16 protein-coding genes and 1 tRNA gene are annotated in these 17,502 nt (G+C 65.5%); 7 read left to right on the top strand and 10 right to left on the bottom strand.

Going from position 1 to position 17,502, the window contains the following annotated elements:
* Positions 1-9: 9 nt before the first annotated feature.
* From ACNJYB_RS08990 to mobB, 5 genes are all read right to left on the bottom strand, one after another.
* A complete protein-coding gene (locus ACNJYB_RS08990) occupies positions 10-291 on the bottom strand; it encodes a hypothetical protein (protein WP_439373611.1) in 282 nt (93 codons plus the stop codon).
* Positions 292-377: 86 nt separating this feature from the next.
* The gene (locus ACNJYB_RS08985) at positions 378-2,033 is read right to left on the bottom strand and encodes an OFA family MFS transporter (protein ID WP_439373610.1); all 1,656 of its coding nucleotides are present in this window, start codon (positions 2,031-2,033) and stop codon (positions 378-380) included.
* A gap of 316 nt (positions 2,034-2,349) precedes the next feature.
* Entirely contained in the window at positions 2,350-2,613 is a 264-nt protein-coding gene (locus ACNJYB_RS08980; protein ID WP_439373609.1) for a sulfurtransferase TusA family protein, read from the bottom strand.
* 44 nt (positions 2,614-2,657) lie between these two features.
* Positions 2,658-3,914: a molybdopterin molybdotransferase MoeA gene (locus ACNJYB_RS08975; protein ID WP_439373608.1), complete on the bottom strand. Its 1,257-nt coding sequence runs from the start codon at positions 3,912-3,914 to the stop codon at positions 2,658-2,660.
* Between the two features lie 9 nt (positions 3,915-3,923).
* Positions 3,924-4,451, bottom strand: coding sequence for a molybdopterin-guanine dinucleotide biosynthesis protein B (mobB, locus tag ACNJYB_RS08970; protein WP_439373607.1), 528 nt, complete (start codon positions 4,449-4,451; stop codon positions 3,924-3,926).
* Between the two features lie 210 nt (positions 4,452-4,661).
* Here mobB and fdhD point away from each other — a divergent pair, with 210 nt between their 5' ends.
* Positions 4,662-5,552: a formate dehydrogenase accessory sulfurtransferase FdhD gene (fdhD, locus tag ACNJYB_RS08965; RefSeq protein ID WP_439373606.1), complete on the top strand. Its 891-nt coding sequence runs from the start codon at positions 4,662-4,664 to the stop codon at positions 5,550-5,552.
* Complete coding sequence (gene mobA, locus ACNJYB_RS08960; protein WP_439373605.1) at positions 5,533-6,174, top strand: molybdenum cofactor guanylyltransferase MobA; 642 nt, start codon at positions 5,533-5,535, stop codon at positions 6,172-6,174. Before fdhD ends, mobA begins: the two co-directional genes overlap by 20 nt.
* A 102-nt stretch (positions 6,175-6,276) precedes the next feature.
* Here mobA and ACNJYB_RS08955 read toward each other — a convergent pair whose 3' ends face one another.
* Genes ACNJYB_RS08955 through ACNJYB_RS08945 form a run of 3 tightly spaced genes read right to left on the bottom strand, consistent with a single transcriptional unit; the run spans position 6,277 to position 10,231 of the window.
* Complete coding sequence (locus ACNJYB_RS08955; RefSeq protein WP_439373604.1) at positions 6,277-8,235, bottom strand: molybdopterin biosynthesis protein; 1,959 nt, start codon at positions 8,233-8,235, stop codon at positions 6,277-6,279.
* Position 8,236: 1 nt separating this feature from the next.
* Positions 8,237-9,343 (bottom strand): molybdopterin-binding protein, encoded by a 1,107-nt coding sequence (locus ACNJYB_RS08950; protein ID WP_439373603.1) that lies wholly within the window; start codon positions 9,341-9,343, stop codon positions 8,237-8,239.
* Between the two features lie 54 nt (positions 9,344-9,397).
* On the bottom strand, positions 9,398-10,231 hold the full coding sequence (locus tag ACNJYB_RS08945) for a substrate-binding domain-containing protein (protein ID WP_439373602.1): 834 nt from the start codon (positions 10,229-10,231) through the stop codon (positions 9,398-9,400).
* 301 nt (positions 10,232-10,532) lie between these two features.
* Between ACNJYB_RS08945 and ACNJYB_RS08940 the strand changes: the two genes are divergently transcribed.
* A complete protein-coding gene (locus ACNJYB_RS08940) occupies positions 10,533-11,426 on the top strand; it encodes a substrate-binding domain-containing protein (protein WP_439373601.1) in 894 nt (297 codons plus the stop codon).
* Positions 11,427-11,530: 104 nt separating this feature from the next.
* Entirely contained in the window at positions 11,531-12,745 is a 1,215-nt protein-coding gene (locus ACNJYB_RS08935; protein WP_439373600.1) for an ABC transporter substrate-binding protein, read from the top strand.
* Between the two features lie 114 nt (positions 12,746-12,859).
* Here ACNJYB_RS08935 and ACNJYB_RS08930 read toward each other — a convergent pair whose 3' ends face one another.
* A complete protein-coding gene (locus ACNJYB_RS08930) occupies positions 12,860-13,822 on the bottom strand; it encodes a TAXI family TRAP transporter solute-binding subunit (protein ID WP_439373599.1) in 963 nt (320 codons plus the stop codon).
* A 107-nt stretch (positions 13,823-13,929) separates the two neighbouring features.
* Between ACNJYB_RS08930 and ACNJYB_RS08925 the strand changes: the two genes are divergently transcribed.
* Both ACNJYB_RS08925 and ACNJYB_RS08920 read left to right on the top strand, forming a co-directional pair.
* Entirely contained in the window at positions 13,930-14,904 is a 975-nt protein-coding gene (locus ACNJYB_RS08925) for a Bug family tripartite tricarboxylate transporter substrate binding protein (protein ID WP_439373598.1), read from the top strand.
* 383 nt (positions 14,905-15,287) lie between these two features.
* Positions 15,288-15,363 (top strand) — tRNA-Ile (locus tag ACNJYB_RS08920).
* A 402-nt stretch (positions 15,364-15,765) separates the two neighbouring features.
* On the opposite strand, the gene ACNJYB_RS08915 is transcribed toward ACNJYB_RS08920, so the two are convergent.
* A complete protein-coding gene (locus tag ACNJYB_RS08915; protein WP_439373597.1) occupies positions 15,766-16,575 on the bottom strand; it encodes a VOC family protein in 810 nt (269 codons plus the stop codon).
* 295 nt (positions 16,576-16,870) lie between these two features.
* On the opposite strand from ACNJYB_RS08915, the gene ACNJYB_RS08910 reads away from it, so the two are divergent.
* Positions 16,871-17,341 (top strand): hypothetical protein, encoded by a 471-nt coding sequence (locus ACNJYB_RS08910; protein ID WP_439373596.1) that lies wholly within the window; start codon positions 16,871-16,873, stop codon positions 17,339-17,341.
* The last annotated feature ends 161 nt before the right edge of the window (positions 17,342-17,502 follow it).

The following is a 17,502-nucleotide window of genomic DNA, read 5'->3' as shown; positions in this document are numbered from 1 at the left end:
GCCGATGGGTCAGCTTTTGCCCATGCATTCCTCGATGTAGAACCAGCGATCGTCGCCCGCGAGGCCCTTGGCCTTCACGTCCTTGCGGCACTCCTTGAGCTTCGGCTTGTTGGCGCTCCACTTGGCCTTCATGTCCTTGAGCTTCTGCACGGTCAGCTTGATCTTGCCGGGTTTGGCCTCGGTCGCGGCGGGCGGCGTTGCGGCCGGTGCACCGGCGGTCTGCGCGGATGCGGATTGCAGGGCGCCGGCAATGAGCAGCATGGCGGCGCCACAAACGAGCTTACGAACCATCGAATTCCCCCAGGGGTGATTTTGAACCATCGAAATGAGCGGCGGAAGCGCGCGCATGGCGCGCTCCGCTCGCGATGAATGTGCGATCAGAATATCTTGACCGCGCTCTCCAGCGTCTTCCAGACACCCCAGAGCAGAGGACCGCCGACGATCGCCCAGAAGAACGCCGCCTTGATGTCAAGCCCACCGAACCCGATGCCGTAGGAGCCATGCGGCCCCGCAGCGGCGGCGCTGGCGCTCGCCGCCTGCAACTTGGCGACATCGGCCTCCTTCATGTGCCACTTCGACTCGACCGGCTTGACCAGATAGTTGCAGATCAGGCCCGCGATCAGCATCGCGCACAGGATGTACATCGTCGTGTTGTAGAGCTGGTCGCGCGGCACGCCCGCCGCGAGCTGGAACTCGCGGATGTAGTTCACTACGACCGGGCCGATGATGCCGGCCGTCGACCACGCCGTCAGCAGCCGGCCGTGAATCGCGCCGACGAACTGGGTGCCGAACATGTCGGCGAGATACGCCGGTACGGTGGCGAACCCGCCGCCATACATCGACAGGATGATGCCGAAGCCGAGCACGAACAGCAGCTTCGAGCCCATCGCAGCAAAGGTCGGCGCCAGCGCGTAGAGCACGATGCCGAGGATGAAGAACGTGTAGTAGGTGTTCTTGCGCCCGATCTTGTCCGACAGCGACGCCCAGAAGAAGCGGCCGCCGATGTTGAACAGCGACAGCAATCCGGCGAAACCGGCGGCGATCGCCGCGATCTGCGCCTTCTGCCCGGCATCGAGCGCGTTGAAACCGACGTCCGGCAGGCCGATCAGCTTGCCGCCGAAGATCTCCTGGAGCATCGGCGAAGCCATGCCGATCACGCCGATACCCGCGGACACGTTCAGGCAGAGCACCCACCAGATCAGCCAGAACTGCGGGGTTTTGTGCGCATCGTTGAGATGGACGTTATTCTTCGAGATCATCGCGTTGGCCTTGACCGGCGGGGTCCAGCCCTCGGGCTGCCAGCCGGGCGGCGGCAAGCGATAGCGGAATGCGCCGATCATCATGAACACGAAGTAGATGACGCCCATCGCGACGAAGGTCTCCCAGACGCCGACCGAGGTCGGCGTCTTGAAATAGTTCATCAGCAGGTTCGCCAGCGGCGCGCCGATCATGGCGCCGCCGCCGAAGCCCATGATGGCCATGCCGGTCGCCATGCCGCGGCGGTCCGGAAACCACTTCACCAGCGTCGACACCGGCGAGATATAGCCAAGGCCGAGGCCGACGCCGCCAATCACGCCCGACCCCAGCCACAATAGCCAGAGCTGATGGCTGTAGACGCCTATCGCACCGAGGAAGAGTCCGCCGCACCAGCACAGCGCCGAGACGAAGCCGGCCTTGCGCGGACCCACGCGCTCCAGCCAGCCACCCCACACCGCCGCGGCAATGCCGAGCAGCACGAAAAACAGCGTGTACATCCACCCCATGCTGGCGACCTTCCAGTCGCAGCTGGTCGTGAACAGCTCCTGCAACAGCGAAATGTCACCGCAGGTCTTCGGCGCGGTCACGCCGATCGCGCGCGACAGCGGCAGCCAGAATACCGAGAAGCCATAGGCCATGCCGATGCAGAGATGGATGCACAGCGCCGCCGGCGGCACCAGCCAGCGATTGAAGCCGGCGGTCGCGATGGTCCGCTCGCGATCAAGAAAACCCGCACCAGCGCCCGAAATTGTTCCAGCGCTCTCAATAGTAGACATACAGTCCTCCCCTAAGGCTGCCCTTCTGAGCAAGCCTGCCGCTATGATCCTGCCCCTCAGCCATTGCGGTGCAGTCAACTGTCTATGCAGCTCCGCACGATCGTCCGACGCGCGCCAGGATCGTCACGCGCGTGTTCGAAAAGTCCCTCAATGAGGGTTTGTCCCCGATGCGACCTTGCAGGCTTCGTGAGTGCAGCCGCGTCCCGCGTGTCGCAGACACGAGTCAACCTCCGCGCCTGCACGGAGACTGTCAGTGTGGACAGAAGCGGTGATTGATGTCGATAGACAAAAGGTCGGTATCAGCGCGGTAACGTGCTCAAGACCGCAGCGCACCATTGACGTTTGCTATCAAACCATTTGCTTTCTCTATCAAGAACACGATGCGCGCGTCGTTGCGCTCGGTGATCTCCACCTTGTCGCCGGTCTCGCGGATCAGGTTTGGAATATCAATCACCGACAGCGGGTCGGTGCAATGCACTTCGAGCTGATCGCCGGGCTGCAACGGCTTCAGCGCCTTGCGCGTCTTGAGCGCAGGCAGCGGGCATTTCAGCCCCGTGAGATCGAGCGTGGTTCTGGTCATGGGCGCACCATGGCGGGGTGCAGCGACGGCGTCAACGCAACCACTCACAGCAGATCGGCATAAGACAGGAAGCCGACGCTCTGCCCGGGCTCGACGACTGCGAGGGGCTCGCCGAGTTCCACCAGGCCATCCGTCTCGACCAGCGACGACAACAGTCCGGCGCCTTCGCGCGGGAACTTGATGGCCTCCAGCGCGCCGTCCTCCCCGCGCCGCAACGAGGCGCGGACATATTCGCGGCGGCCGATCTTCTTCTTGTAGGTGAATGCCGCACGCACCGGGATCGGCAACAGCGGCTCCGGGAGGGCACCCGCCAGCGCCAGCACCGTCGGCCGCACCACATGGACGAAGGTGACGAAGCTGGCGACGGGATTGCCGGGCAAGCCGATCAGCGGCGTGCCGCCGATGATGCCCATCGCCACGGGCCGACCCGGCTTGATCGCCATCCGCCACAGCACCAGCGAGCCGACGCTCTCGACCGCCGCCTTGACGTGATCCTCCTCGCCGGTCGAGACGCCGCCGGTGGTGAGAATCAGATCATGCGCGCCTGCCACCTGCTTCAGGCCGCTCGCAAGCGACGCTCGCTCGTCGCGCAAAATGCCGAGGTCGCTGACCTCGCAGCCCAGCCGGCGCAGCATCGCCATCAGCATGAAGCGATTGGAATCGAACAGCTGCGAGGTCGCACGCGGCTCTCCCGGCGAAGCCAGCTCGTCGCCGGTCGAGAACACCGCGACGCGGATGCGCCTCACGACGTCGAGCCCGACAAGGCCGAACGCCGCGGCAAGCGCGACATGCTGTGGCCGCAAGCGCTGGCCGGCGCGCAGCGCAACGTGTCCCTTCGGAATGTCCTCGCCGGCGGGGCGGACATTGGCGCCCTGCTTCAGCCCCGGCGGCAGCACGATCCGGCCGGAATCATCGATGCGGACATCCTCCTGCATAAAGACGGTTTCGGCCTCGGGCGGCATCGGCGCGCCCGTGAAGATTCGCGCGGTGTGGCCGGGCTTGATCGGTGCCTGCGCAAGACCACCGGCCTGGATGCGGCCATCGAGCGGGAATGCCTGCTCCGCAGCTTGCGGAAGGTCCGCGTTGCGGACGGCGTAACCGTCGACCGCAGAGTTGGTGAACGGCGGCAGCGGCAAGGGCGCGGCAATGTCGCGCGCCAGCACGCGCCCGTCCGCATCGACGAGCGCCACGGTTTCCAGATCGGCAATCGCGTTGACGCGCGTCGTGATGAGGCCAACGGCCTCGTCGACCGACATCATCGGTCCGCCGAAGGCAAAGCAATCGTCTGACAGTTGCGCCATGGTGCCTCGTCAGCGTGTCGCGACGCTTGTTGCCACCGCTTCCTCGACCGGCATGGCCGCACGCAGCAGCAGCGCGGCCACAGCGGGGATATCATCGAGATGGACGGTCGGCAGCCGGGTTTCAATGGCGCTGTCGGTCGCGATGCCGGCAATTCCGGGATCGTCCGGAAACAGCAGCGGCTTGCCATTGGCGGCGCGATGCACCTCGATCTTGCGATGCGGCTCGCGCTTGAAGCCCTCGACCACGACAAGATCGACCGCGGAGAGCTTGCTCAATAGCTCCGGCAGCCGCGGCTCCGCCGCGCCGCGCAATTCATGCATCAAGGCCCAGCGATTCGACGAGGCCACCAGCACCTCGGCCGCCCCGGCCTCGCGATGGCGCCAGGAATCCTTGCCGGGCACGTCGACGTCGAACTGATGATGCGCATGCTTGATGACGGAGACGCGCAGGCCTTGCGCGTTGAAATGCGGGATCAGCCGCGTCAACAGCGTGGTCTTTCCCGCACCGCTCCAGCCTGCAAGGCCGATGACTTTCATAACTCTTCGATCTCCGCCAACGGCTCGCCGGCCGATGGAACCCGCCGGCTATCCCCGTCATTGCGAGCGCAGCGAAGCAATCCAGACTGTCACCGCGGATATAGTTCTGGATTGCTTCGCTGCGCTCGCAATGACGACGAGGCGGCATTTCGCTCTCTCCCGGCCATGCTTATATCGGCTTGAGCGGAATGTCATGCTAACGTCGCGGCCATGATGAAGATCGACAAAGCCCCGGTGCCCCTGATCGTCCCCAACCCGGACGACCCGCGACTGACACGGAGCGTGACCGGCACCGACCAGACCGGCGCCAGGGTCGAGATCAAGGTGCCGATGGAGCGGCCGCTGACGCTCTACCTGAACGCCCAGGAGATCGTCACCATGATGACGATCGGCGACTATCCGGAATATCTGGCGCTAGGCTACCTGCTGAACCAGAACATGCTGAAATATAGCGACGCGGTCACCGAGGTCGAATACGACGACGATCTCCAGGTGGTCGTGGTACGCACCGAGCACCACACCAATTTCGAGGCCAAGCTGAAGAAGCGCACGCAGACCTCGGGCTGCGCGCAGGGCACCGCCTTCGGCGACCTCCTGGAGGCGGTCGAAAGCGTCGCGCTGCCGAAGGCCGAGCTGCGCACCTCCTGGCTCTATCAGTTGACGCAGACCATCAACACCATGCCCTCGCTCTACCTCGAGGCAGGGGCGATCCATGGCTGCGTGCTGTGCAAGGAGGGCACGCCGCTCTGCTACACCGAGGACGTCGGCCGGCACAACGCCGTCGACAAGATCGCCGGCTGGATGTACCGGCACGGCGTCGATCCATCCGACAAGATCCTCTACACCACCGGACGCCTCACCTCGGAGATGGTGATCAAGACCGTGCGGATGGGCATTCCGATCCTGGTGTCGCGCTCCGGCTTCACCGCCTGGGGCGTCGATCTCGCAAGACAGGTCGGGCTGACGCTGGTCGGCCGCACGCGCGGGAAGCGCTTCATCGCACTCGCGGGCGAGGAACGCATCGTCCACGACCAGAACCTCGCTTACGTCGAGGAAGAGTCGGCCAAGCACAAGCGCAAGGGTGAAGGTGGTGACGACTGAAATTCCGCTGACGCAGGGCGTGCTGCTCGCCGGCGGTCTGGCGCGGCGCATGGGCGGCGGCGACAAGCCGATGCGCACCATCGGCGGCCGCACCATTCTGGAACGCGTGATCGCGCGCCTGTCGTCCCAATGCAGCGGGCTGATCCTCAACGCGAACGGCGATCCCGCGCGTTTCGCCGCCTTCGGCCTGGAGGTCGTCGCCGACGACGTGCCTGGCTTTCCCGGCCCGCTCGCCGGCATCCTCGCCGCGCTCGACTGGACCGCGCACAACCGGCCTGACATCGCATGGGTGCTCAGCGCAGCCGGCGATTGCCCGTTCCTGCCGCGCGATCTCGTCGCGCGCCTGCACGAAGCGCGGAGCCGGGAGAACGCGCAGCTCGCGGTCGCGGCTTCAGGCGAGCAGTCGCATCCGGTGATCGGCTTGTGGCGTGTCGCCCTGCGCGACGAGCTGCGTCACGCACTCGTCGTCGAAGACCTCCGCAAGATCGACCGCTGGACCGCGCGCTACCCGCTCGCGACGGTGACCTGGCCGACCGAGCCGCTCGATCCGTTTTTCAACGCCAACACGGTCGAGGACATCGCCGAGGCGGAACGGCTCGCGGCGCTCGACGACGCGGCTTGAGCTCGCTTTACGATTTTGGAAACTCGTTGAGGAGCTGCGCCCAGATGATCGCGAAGGCGATCAGGCCGCACAGACCGACCGCCGCGGTGAAACGCGGCATGTCTACGCGGGCCGGAAGCCCGCCCGCTCCAGCGCCGTACGCGCATCATTCGAGCCGAGCGCATCGAGAAACGCCTGCACCGCCCGACGGTCCTTGCGCGTCGTCACCAGCGCGAAGTCATAATGCTCTTCGGCGAGCGGAATGAAACCGAGGCCGGCCGCATGGGCGAGCGGCGCAATGGTCATGCCCCAATCGGCGCGGTGCTGCGCGACAGCCGCGGCAACGGCGTTGTGCGAACGCGGCTGGTTCCAGTAACCTTCCGGTCGCGCAGCGCCGAGCAGCCGGTCGATCAGGATGCGCGTGCCGGCGCCCTGATTGCGGTTGACCATGATGCAGGCGGGATCGGCGAGCGCCGCAGCAACGGCCTCTTTGGCACTGAGCCTCTCGAACCGCGTGTCGCCCCGGCGGAAGACGATGCCCTGCATCCGCCGCCAGCCGGGGACGAGCTCGAGCCCCTCGACGAGGTAGGGCGTATTGTAGGTCTCGCTCCTGTCGTCGAACAGATGGATCGGCGCGAGATCGCATTCGCCGCGCCTCGCCGCCGCAAGGCCGCCGAGGCTGCCGACCGCGATCGAGCGCACCGTCAGGCCGGCATGCGCGAGCTGCGCGGTAACGAGATCGAGGCCGGTGCAATGGCTGCCGACGATGACGAGATCGGGCACGCGCACATGCGGCGTGAACAGCGTCACCTCGGTCTCCTTGCCCGCCGGCATCTGGTCCGCGAGCGCGTCGATGCGCAGGAAGCCGTCGGCCTGCGCGAACGAGGTGATCGCGCCGGAGCCTTTGCCGATGGGATAAGCGATCAGGCCGCCCTTGCCCTCGAGCAGCGAAACCATGACGAATTCGGTGCGGCCGAGCTCGGAGGCGATGCGCACCGGCACGGTCGCACCGACCTTGGCGTCGGAGCGCGGCGGCAGCCCGGCCATCCTGCGCAGCACCGGCACGATCATGTCGTGGAAAGTGAACATCGCCGAGGTCGGAAAGCCCGGCAGGATCACCACCGGCTTGCCGTCGCACACCGCGAGACACAGCGGCTTGCCGGGCTTGAGCGCGACGCCATGCGCGATGATGCCGGGCTGACCGAGCCGGCCGATGATGCGATGGGACAGATCGCCCGCGCCTTTCGAGGTGCCGCCCGAGAGCACCAGCATGTCGGCGTCCGCAAGCGCGCGCCGCATCGCCGCTTCGAGCTTTGCTTCGTCATCTGGAATGGCACCCAGGAAGATCGCCTCGCCGCCGTTCTCGTCGATCGCGGCCGCGACGATCGCGCCGTTGGTGTCGTAGATCTCCGCGGGCGCGAGCGCCTTGCCGGGCTGGACCAGCTCGTCGCCGGTGGAGATCACCGCAACACGCGGCTTCCGCACGACGGTGACCTCCGCGATCCCGCAGGCTGCCAGCATGCCGATCTCGCGCGATCCGATGATGGTGCCCGCGCGCAGCAGCGCCTCGCCGCGCGCCATGTCGGAGCCGGCGTAGGACACGAACTGCCCGGGCGAGACGGCACGGCGGACCTCGATCGCATCAGGGCCGGCCGGCTGGGTGTGCTCGACCATGACGACGGCATCGGCGCCGCGCGGCAGCGGGCCGCCGGTAGCGATCGGTGTGGCGGTGCCCGCCGCGACCTGCATCCTCGGCGCGGTGCCGCAGTGAATGGTCTCCGCATTCAACGCAAGGCGCCTCGGTGCACCTTCGCTGGCCGCAGCGAGATCCGCCGAGCGGACGGCAAAGCCGTCGACGTTTGAGCGATCGAACGGCGGCACATCGATCGGCGCAGTGACATTTTCGGCGAGCGCCGTGCCTAGCGTATCGCCAAGCTTGCGCAGCTCGCTCGGAATCGCGCGCGGGAACAGCGCGGCCTCGAAGCGCGCCAGGGCCTCCTCGCGCGAGAGGATCTTGAGGAACTGCTCCTGCTCGAGCGCGCTGCGGGCTTGCGATTGCGGAGTGGTCATGCCGGAACCCATATCACTGCCGCATCAGATAGGCATCGGCGGGCGTACTCGCCGCAAATCCCTCGTGGCTGGCGGGAATGATCAGCCATGCATCCGCACGGGTAATGACCTGGAACGGCCACTCCCCCACCGCAAGCGGCATCCAGGCACGATGTTCCTCGGCCAGCAGCGCGATTTCGGCGATGCCGACCGTGGATGCGATTTTTCGCGCGAGCGGCAGGGTCATCGGCCGACGCGGCTGCCGTGCCGACAGACGATCGATGAGCGGAAGCACCAGCGCCAGCCAGGCCGCGAGCGCATGATCCGGCGAGCCGGGCAAGGCAACGACGGGAACCTTGCCAAGCCGTCCGACCGCAGCGGTGCGGCCGGGCTGAAGTGCAAGGCCATGGGCGAGCACCTCGCCGCACCCTGCCAACGCGGTCACCGCCGCGTCCTGGCGACCGAGGCCGCTGCCTCCGACCGTCAACAACAGGTCGCAGGCGGACGCATCGAGCACATCAGCGATCGATGCTTCATCGCGCGCGGCGGCCTCAAGCGTCCGCACATCCTGTCCTGCGGCGCGGGCGATGCCCGCGATCATATGCGCCGTCGTCGTCGCGCCCGGCACGTTGACGATGCGCAGCCGCGGATGCCGCACGCTCAGCCCGCCTGCCGCCGCGACGCCCGCGATCAACAGGTCGGCCGGGCCGATCGGGTACCCCTCGGCACCGGCCGTCGTGCCAGCGGCAATATCGCCTCCGGCGCGCCGGATACCCTGCCCCGGCACGCCCTCCGCCAGCACCTGCACAAGCGGCCCCGAGACCTCCACGGCGTCGGCATCGAGCACACAGTCGCATCCCTCCGGCATCGCATCGCCGGCATCGACCCAAACAGGGGCCCTCGCCAAGGGCAGCGGCGCATAGGCGGAGCTACCGACGAGATCGTTGGCGCGCAGCGCCCAGCCGTCCGCGGCAGCGATGTCATGCGGCGGATAGGCCGCCACCTGCGGCGCGCCCGCTGCGACGCAGCCAATGGCCTCGGACAGCGGCAACACGACCGGCGCAACCGGATCAACGCCTCGCAGCAACGCGGCGAGTGCGGTATCGAGCGGCGTCAAAGATGGCGGCAGACGCTGGGTCATGCGCCATGATGGATCATGCCTCGTCCGGTTTGGCAACCGCAGGAGATGAGGATCTCAGCCGGCCGTCTTGTCCGCATTTGGAAAGAACACCTGCTGGCCGTCGACCTTGTAGGCTGCGATCGCAGCCTGTCCCTCCGGCGAGATCAGCCAGTCGATGAAGGTTTGCCCCAGCTCCTTCTTCACGTTCGGAAACTTCTCGGGGCTCATCAGCATCACGCCGTATTGGTTGAACAGCCGCTTGTCCCCTTCGACGACGACATCGAGATCACCGCGATCCCTGAAGCCGATCCAGCTGCCGCGGTCCGACAGCACATAGGCATTGGCGGCGCGCGCGGCCTCGAGTGCTGCGACCATGCCCTGCTTGGCCTCGCGATACCAGGCCCCCTTGGCGGCGGCGACGTCGATGCCGGCGACGATCCAGAGCGCGAGCTCCGCAGCATGGGTGCCGGAGCGATCGCCGCGGGTCACGAACGGCGCGCCCTTGGCCTCGATCGCCTTGAGCGCGGTCGCGATGTCCTTGCCCTTGATGCCGGCAGGATCGCTCTTCGGCCCGACCAGCACATAGTCGTTGTACATGACGTCGAAGCGCTTCACGGCAAAACCGTCGGCAACGAATTTTTCCTCCTGCGGCCGCGCATGTGTCAGCACGACGTCCGCCTCGCCCTTTCGCGCGCCGTCGAGCACCTCGTCGGCGCGCCGCGCGATCACCCTCACCTCGACACCGGTCTTGTCACGGAAGATCGGCAGCAGATGATCGAGCAGGCCGGACTCCTGTGTCGATGTCGTCGCGGCCAGCACGACCGCACGATCCTCCGCGAGAGCGGCCGCAACGCCCACAGCAAGGCCGCAGAGAAGCGCGAATGCAACGGACAGGCGGCGAGCGGCCATGAGCTGGTTCCCTTCGATATGACGCGATCATGATGATGGATTGCGCCGCACTCGTGACGCCAATCGCGCCCTGTTCGGGATATTTCGGCAAGGTATAACGCGGCTCAGCGATCGCAAAGCATTCGCGACGCCCGCAAGGTGCGCGCTTCGGGATCGTTCACCAAAGCAGAAATCGCGTGCGCGGATGTGTTGCAAAGCAACGAGATGATCGGGCATGGTTCCCGCGGACACAAAATGAACTGCAGAATTCCACCTGCGACGAACGCCCAAAATGAAGCAAGAATTTGCATAGGAATGCAGGATGGAATTCCTGACGACCAGTGAAGCCGCTGACTATCTCCGACTTGGCGAGCGCAAGCTCTACGAACTCGTCACCACCGGTGCGATCCCCTGCAGCAAGGTGACCGGCAAGTGGCTCTTCCCCCGGCACGAGCTCGACCTCTGGGTCCTCTCGGGCCTCGCGCGTCCGGCGGGCATGCTGACCACCGAGCCGCCGCCCGTCGTGGGCGGCAGCCAGGACGAGCTGCTGGATTGGAGCCTGCGCGAATCCGGCTCCGGCCTCGGCTCCATGAGCGAGGGCAGCGCGCGCGGGCTGGAGCGCCTGCAGCGCGACGAGGTGATGGCCGTGGCCGTGCACTTCCACAGCCTGGATTCCACCGGCAATCTTGCCGCCGATGCCAGTGTGACGGCTCTGCAAAACGCTCCGGACCTGCATGACGCCCTGCTGGTCGCATTCGTGCGACGCGAGCAGGGCCTGGTGCTGCCGCCGGGCAATCCGAGACAGCTGAGCGACCTCGCCGACGTGCTCGCGCTCGGCGCCAGGATGGCGATGCGACAACAGGGCACGGGCGCGCAGATGCTGCTCGAGGTGCTGCTCAAGCGCGTGGACGCCACGACGCGCGATCTGCGCCGGGTGGAGGCGCCGGCCCTCACCGGGCCGGATCTCGCCGAAATGGTCCGCGCCGGACAAGCCGATTGCGGGATCGCGACGCGCGCAGCGGCGCGCTCGGCCGGCCTCGACTTCGTGCCGCTGGTCTGGGAGAATTTCGACCTCGCGATGCGGCAGCGCACCTACTTCCGTCCCGCCATGCAGGCGCTGATCCGGTTCCTCAGCGAAAGACGGCTGCTCCAGCGCGCCGAGGAGCTGACCGGCTACGACCCCTCGCCGGCAGGACAGATCCGCTTCGCGGCCTGACGTTGACGCCCACCCCAAAATAGTTGCAAAAGAAACCAATTCAGCCGGGCCATACCCGGCGAAAGCAACACCGGCCAACGCGCCGGACCCAGGGGAGGACAAACGTGAAACGAGCGAGATTTGGACTGCCGGTCGCGGCCGCGCTGGCAGCGGCCGTTCTGCCGGGCGCTGCCATGGCGCAGGTGTCCGACAACGTCGTCAAGATCGGCGTTCTCACCGACATGAACGGTCCGGCCTCCGCGCCAACCGGCCAGGGCTCGGTGACCGCGGCGCAGATGGCAGTCGACGATTTCGGCGGCGCCGTGCTCGGCAAGCCGATCAGCATCGTGGTCGGCGACCATCAGCTCAAGGCCGACATCGGCGCCTCGCTCGCGCGGCGCTGGTACGACGTCGACCAGGTCGACCTGATCGTCGACGTGCCGGTCTCGGCGGTCGGGCTCGCGGTGCAGAACATCGCCAACGAGAAGAAGCGGCTGTTCATCACCCACTCCACCGGTACCGCCGATTTCCACGGCAAGTTCTGCTCGCCTTTCGCGATCCAGTGGGTGTTCGATACCCGCGCGCTCGCGGTCGGCACCGCCGATGCCGTGGTCAAGCGCGGCGGGGACAGCTGGTTCTTCATCACCGACGACTACGCCTTCGGCCACTCGCTCGAACGCGATGCCTCCAGCGTCGTCACTGCCAATGGCGGCAAGGTGCTGGGCTCGGTGCGGCCGCCGCTGGCAACGCCTGATCTCTCCTCCTTCGTGCTGCAGGCGCAGGCCTCCAAGGCCAAGATCATCGGCATTGCCGCTGGTCCCCCCAACAACATGAACGAGATCAAGACCGGCTCGGAGTTCGGCGTGTTCAAGGGCGGCCAGCAGATGGCGGCATTGCTGGCGCTGATCACCGACATCCACGGCCTCGGCCTGCAGGCCGCGCAGGGCCTGCTGCTGACCACCTCGTTCTACTGGGACATGGACGACAAGACGCGCGAATGGTCGAAGCGCTATTTCGCCAAGATGAACAAGATGCCGTCGATGTGGCAGGCCGGCGTCTATTCCAGCGTGATGCACTATCTCAACGCCATCAAGGAGACCGGCACCGACGACCCGCTCAAGGTCGCGGCAAAGATGCGCGAGAAGCCGATCGAGGATTTCTTCGCCCGCAACGGCAAACTGCGCGAGGACAATCTGATGGTGCACGACCTCTGGCTGGTGCAGGTGAAGACGCCGGAGGAGAGCAAATATCCGTGGGACTATTACAAGATCCTCACGACGATTTCCGGCGACAAGGCGTTCGGCCCGCCGGACCCGGCGTGTCCGCTGGTGAAGAAATAGGTTTGGCGAGGATGAGGCCGCGATGACGGTGCACCCCCTAGCCCCCTCATCCGGCGCTTCGCGCCACCTTCTCCCACAAGGGAGAAGGAAGAAAGCGCGCGCGTGGAGCGTTCCCTACTTCACCACTCCGATCTCGCGAAAATACTTCATCACACCTGGATGGATCAGCTCCGGTCGCGGCGCGGCCGCGACGGTGTTCGCGGCCGTGGTCTCGCAGGCCTGCGCAAGTGTCTTGCAGAACGTCGCCTCATTGCCATGCAGCGTCTTCGCCAGGCGATAGGCGACGTCGTCGGGCAGATCCTCGCGTGTCAGCACAAAGCTCCACGAGCCGAGCGAGGCAATGGGCTCGGACTGCTTGGGGTAGCTGCCCGCCGGCACCGTCAGCGGCTTCAGGAACGCATGCTTGGCGCGGACGCGGGTGATCTCCTCCGCGCTTGGCGCGATGAAGCGTGCGCCTGACGCGCTGGAGGCCACTGCGGCAAAGCCGGGCCAGCCAATGCCGGCTCCCCAGAGCGCGGCGACGCGGCCGTCCTCGACCATGGCAGGGCCGTCGCCGGCGCGGTCGAGATAGACCGCCTTGAAGTCCTCGTCCTGCTTCAGGCCGAGGCCATCGAGCACATAGCGCGCCAGGATCGGCAGGCCCGAGCCCTTGGCGCCGAACGCGACGGGCTGTCCGACGAGATCGGCAATCGTCTTGTAGGGACTGTCCGCGCGCACGACGAACATGCCGGGGTTGGAATAGATCGCGGTGAGAATCTTCAAGCTCACCGGCGCGCGGCCGATGCCGGCAAAAGCCTCATAGGCCGGCTCGCCTGCGACCAAAGCGAGATCGAGCTCGCCCTTCTCCAGAAGCGGAATGTTCTCGTTGCTGCCCTTGGTGTTGCGCGGGGCGATGGTGATGACGGGATCGGCCGCGTTCATCACTTCCGCGAAGGCATTGCCATAGAGCGGAAAGCCGCCGCCGGGCGTTGCGGTGCCGAGGCTGATTGTCTTGGCGGGAATGGCGTTGCCTCCGGTTTGGGCCGCGGCGGGACTGGCGAGCAGCGCCGCTGCGAGAAGGATGGTTGCGAATCTCATGGTCGTTCCCGGCGGGCCTGCGTCAACACCGACTTGCGGCGATGTAGGCAGCCGCCCGTTTTTGTGAAAGCATGGAGCCCAACGACAATAGAACAATGGGAGGCGTCATGTTGCGAATTTTGCGTAACGGTGTTTTCGGGCTCGCGATTCTCCTAGGTCTTTTCAGCGCCACCCCTCCCGCCGCGGCCGCCTATCCCGACCGCCCCGTGCACTGGCTCATCGGCTTTGCCGCCGGCGGTCCGGTCGACATCGTGGCGCGGATCATGGCGCAGGCGCTCTCGGACCGGCTCGGCCAGCAATTCATCGTCGAGAACCGTACCGGCTCCGGCGGCAACATCGCGGCTGCGGCTGCGATCAACGCAGCCCCCGACGGCTACACGCTGCTGTTCGTCGCGCCCAACAACGCGATCTCGACCTCGCTCTACAAGAAGCTGCCGTTCGACTTCCTGCGCGACACCGTGCCGGTGGCGAGCATCATGCAGCTCACCAACATGCTGGTCGTCTCCAACGCGTTTCCGGCGAAGACGGTCCAGGAGTTCATCGACTATTGCAAGGCCAATCCCGGCAAGATCTCCTTCGCCTCCTCCGGCAACGGCACCTCGGTGCACATGTCGGCCGAGCTGTTCAAGGCGATGACCAAGTGCGACATGATCCACGTGCCCTATCGCGGCTCGGCGATCGCCTTCCCCGACATCATCTCCAACAAGGTGCAGCTGATCTTCGACAATTTGCCCTCCGCGCTCGAGCAGTCGCGCGGCGGCAATGTCCGCGCGCTAGGGGTGACCTCGCCGCAGCGCTGGCCGACCGTGCCCGACGTGCCCGCGATCGCCGAGACCGTGCCGGGCTTCGAATCGGTCGGCTTCTACGGCATCTCCGCGCCGAAGGGCACGCCCAACGAACTGATCGAGATCCTCAACAAGGCCGTCGGCGAAGCGCTGAAGGACCCGAAGGTGATCGCGCGGCTGACCGAGAATGGCGGCATCCCGAGGCCCATGACGCCCGCCGAGTTCGGCAAGCTGGTCGCGGACGAGACCGAGAAATGGCGCAAGGTGGTGGAGTTCGCGGGGGTGTCGGTGGATTAGCAGCGGGGCGCCGCGAGAAGAGTTTTGAGAGGGCCAACAGGCCCTCTCAAACAAGAGTGCGAAAACAACCCCATGCACAGTAGAAGACGTGAGCAATCACAGGGGCTTAAGGAAGCGTAGAATGTGCCCCGGCCGGATGAGCGTGACGGACGTTTGACTCGTCGGGCAAAACAGTGGCAGAATGCGATTATTCCGAATTCAGCTATCATCTGGCGCGCGGCGCATTCCGCTTGATCGGCCCGGTTCGTTCGGCGCGTTGTCCCGACGCGGACCGAGCACCACTTCGCCTTGAAAACGCTTGAGGATTGCACCCCCGCCTCAGGCCCTGTAAACGAACCACGCACCGTCTGCCGGCCGCGCGTTCCCGCGGCCGTCCCGCGGCGGGGCCTGTAGCTCAATGGTTAGAGCCGGCCGCTCATAACGGTCTGGTTGCAGGTTCGAGTCCTGCCGGGCCCACCAGTGGTTTCAACGGCTTGCCTTGGTGGGACTCGACGCCGACGTTCTGCAGCCAACGAAACGATCAACGATTGCGGCTTTCGACTGCTGAGCGCAGTAGCGGCGTCACTAAGGTAATCCGGATGGTGAGATCCGTGCTGCCTATTGCGGGCTGACCATGAAAGAACTGCTTGACGCATCGTTTCGTGCATGGATCGTCCAAAATGGGCACCAGGCGCTTCGAGTTCTCCTGCCTAAAGCCTGACGCCTAACATCAAGCACTCGCTGGTTTTGCGCAACGCAGGCCAATGGCCTCAAACGTAAGCTAAAGCGCGATGAGATCGGGATGAATCATCATCGCGCTTCAGGTTGTTGTTTGAGCATGATCTTTCCGGAAAACCGCTGCGCACTTTTCCGGATCATGCTTCAGCGCCTGGTCTTGTGGACGACCACCCTGCCTTTTGAAGCGATGCCGCCCCAGCTGGCAGACCAGCCGACTGTCGAAGCTCGCTGGCCGCTCTGATCCCAGGCTCCTTGCAGCGCAAACAGGGCGCCTTGCGGATCAGCGCATCGCACGATCCAGCAACCATCGGGCAACTCGATCGGACCCTGGAGAACGCGGCCGCCGCCCGCGTGAACGCGCCCGGCGGCGGCCCCGATGTCGTCGACATCGAAGTAGAACAGCCAGCACGGCTGCGGCACGCTTGGAAGCTTGGTGAGCATGCCGCCGATGGTCTGTCCAGCCACGGAGAACAATTCATACAGATCTGCCGGATCGGATTCAGCGCGCACCTTCTGCCAGCCGAGCAGGTTGCCGTAGAACGGAAAGATCCCGTTGCCGTCCACGGCCAGCAACTCGTGCCAGCCCACGCGCCCGGGCTCGTTCAGTTTGCCTGGTTGCTGCTGGCCGTATGCCAGTTCAGTGACCAGCGCAAACGTCGCACCTTCCGGATCGGCAACCACTGAAATGCGGCCGATGTTGCTGTCGGTCGGCGATACAAGGACGGCGCCTCCGAGACGGTGGACCTGCGCGGCCTTCGCATCCAAATCATCGACGGCGACGTAGCCGACCCATCTCGGCGTTGCGCCCAAGCGCACTCCCTCTTCGGGGAGCGCCATCAATCCAGCGACCGGTGCGTCACCAGCAGCAAGCACCGTGTAGGCGAGTTCCGGAGTCGTCGCGTCGTTCACGGCCCAGCCGACCACCTTGCCGTAGAAGGCGGCTGCCGCCGGCATGTCGGTCGTCAGCAGCTCATACCAGGCGAAGCGTCCGAGTTGATCGACCAAGCCAATTTCCCCATTCATGCAGGCGGCTGATTGCGCAATGCATCAAGCCGCACCTGGTGCAATTCGCTGCACTGTCATGATCTGTCATGCAAGTCATGAAACTGCGGCGACATCGTTCATGAAGATGAATGCAATCTGAACGCGCCTCATTACATTTTGCGTGCTCGCAAATCTTGCCTGCGGTGCTCGCTCGGCGTAGGATAATCTTCTCAAAATCGTTCTTCCAACTCTGGAGGATGCGGCCATGCAGCGGGCGAAGCAAGCTTCGAAAAAGAAGCGAATGACGAAAGCCGCGGTACCGGCGCTGGGCGTGGCCGGTCTCAGTTTTTCGCTGGCGGGAAGCGCGTTGGCGTCGGCCGTACCGACCGGCGAGTCGCCGCAGAGACCGAACTTCACGCCCAACCACGTGACCTCGCTGAGCGAGGAAGAACTGGCCGACGTCAGTCTCGCGACCTTCCATCTGTTCGACGATCAAAAAACCGCCAGCGGCGTGATGCTTGCGCGGGGATGCGGCTGCGGCCATGGCTGTGGCGGCTGCGGCGGCGCCAGAGGCTGCGGCGGTTGCCGAGGCTGCGGCGGATGCAGGGCATGCCGAGGTTGCCGCTGCGGCGTCGGTTGCGGTGGATGCGGCGGCTGCGGCATCGGCTGGATCGGCGTGCCATGGGTGACATGCGCGGGGTGCTGCGCATCGTGGGGCCGCTGCCGCTGGTGCTAGCGCTCTCTCGACCGTGCATCGAAACATCGCAATTTCATTGGCCGGGTCGGCAAACGACCCGGCCAATTTTTCGTCACGACGTTTGCTGCGCCTTGACGGTCAGCTTGCCGATGGCGGGCGAGTGTGTTCCAACTTGTTTCAAGCAATGCCAATCGTGGCGT

This window comes from Bradyrhizobium sp. SMVTL-02, assembly GCF_051853005.1.
Classification (GTDB): Bacteria; Pseudomonadota; Alphaproteobacteria; order Rhizobiales; family Xanthobacteraceae; genus Bradyrhizobium.
The sequence above is the reverse complement of the archived record's forward strand: the minus strand, read 5'-3'. Positions and strand labels throughout refer to the sequence as shown.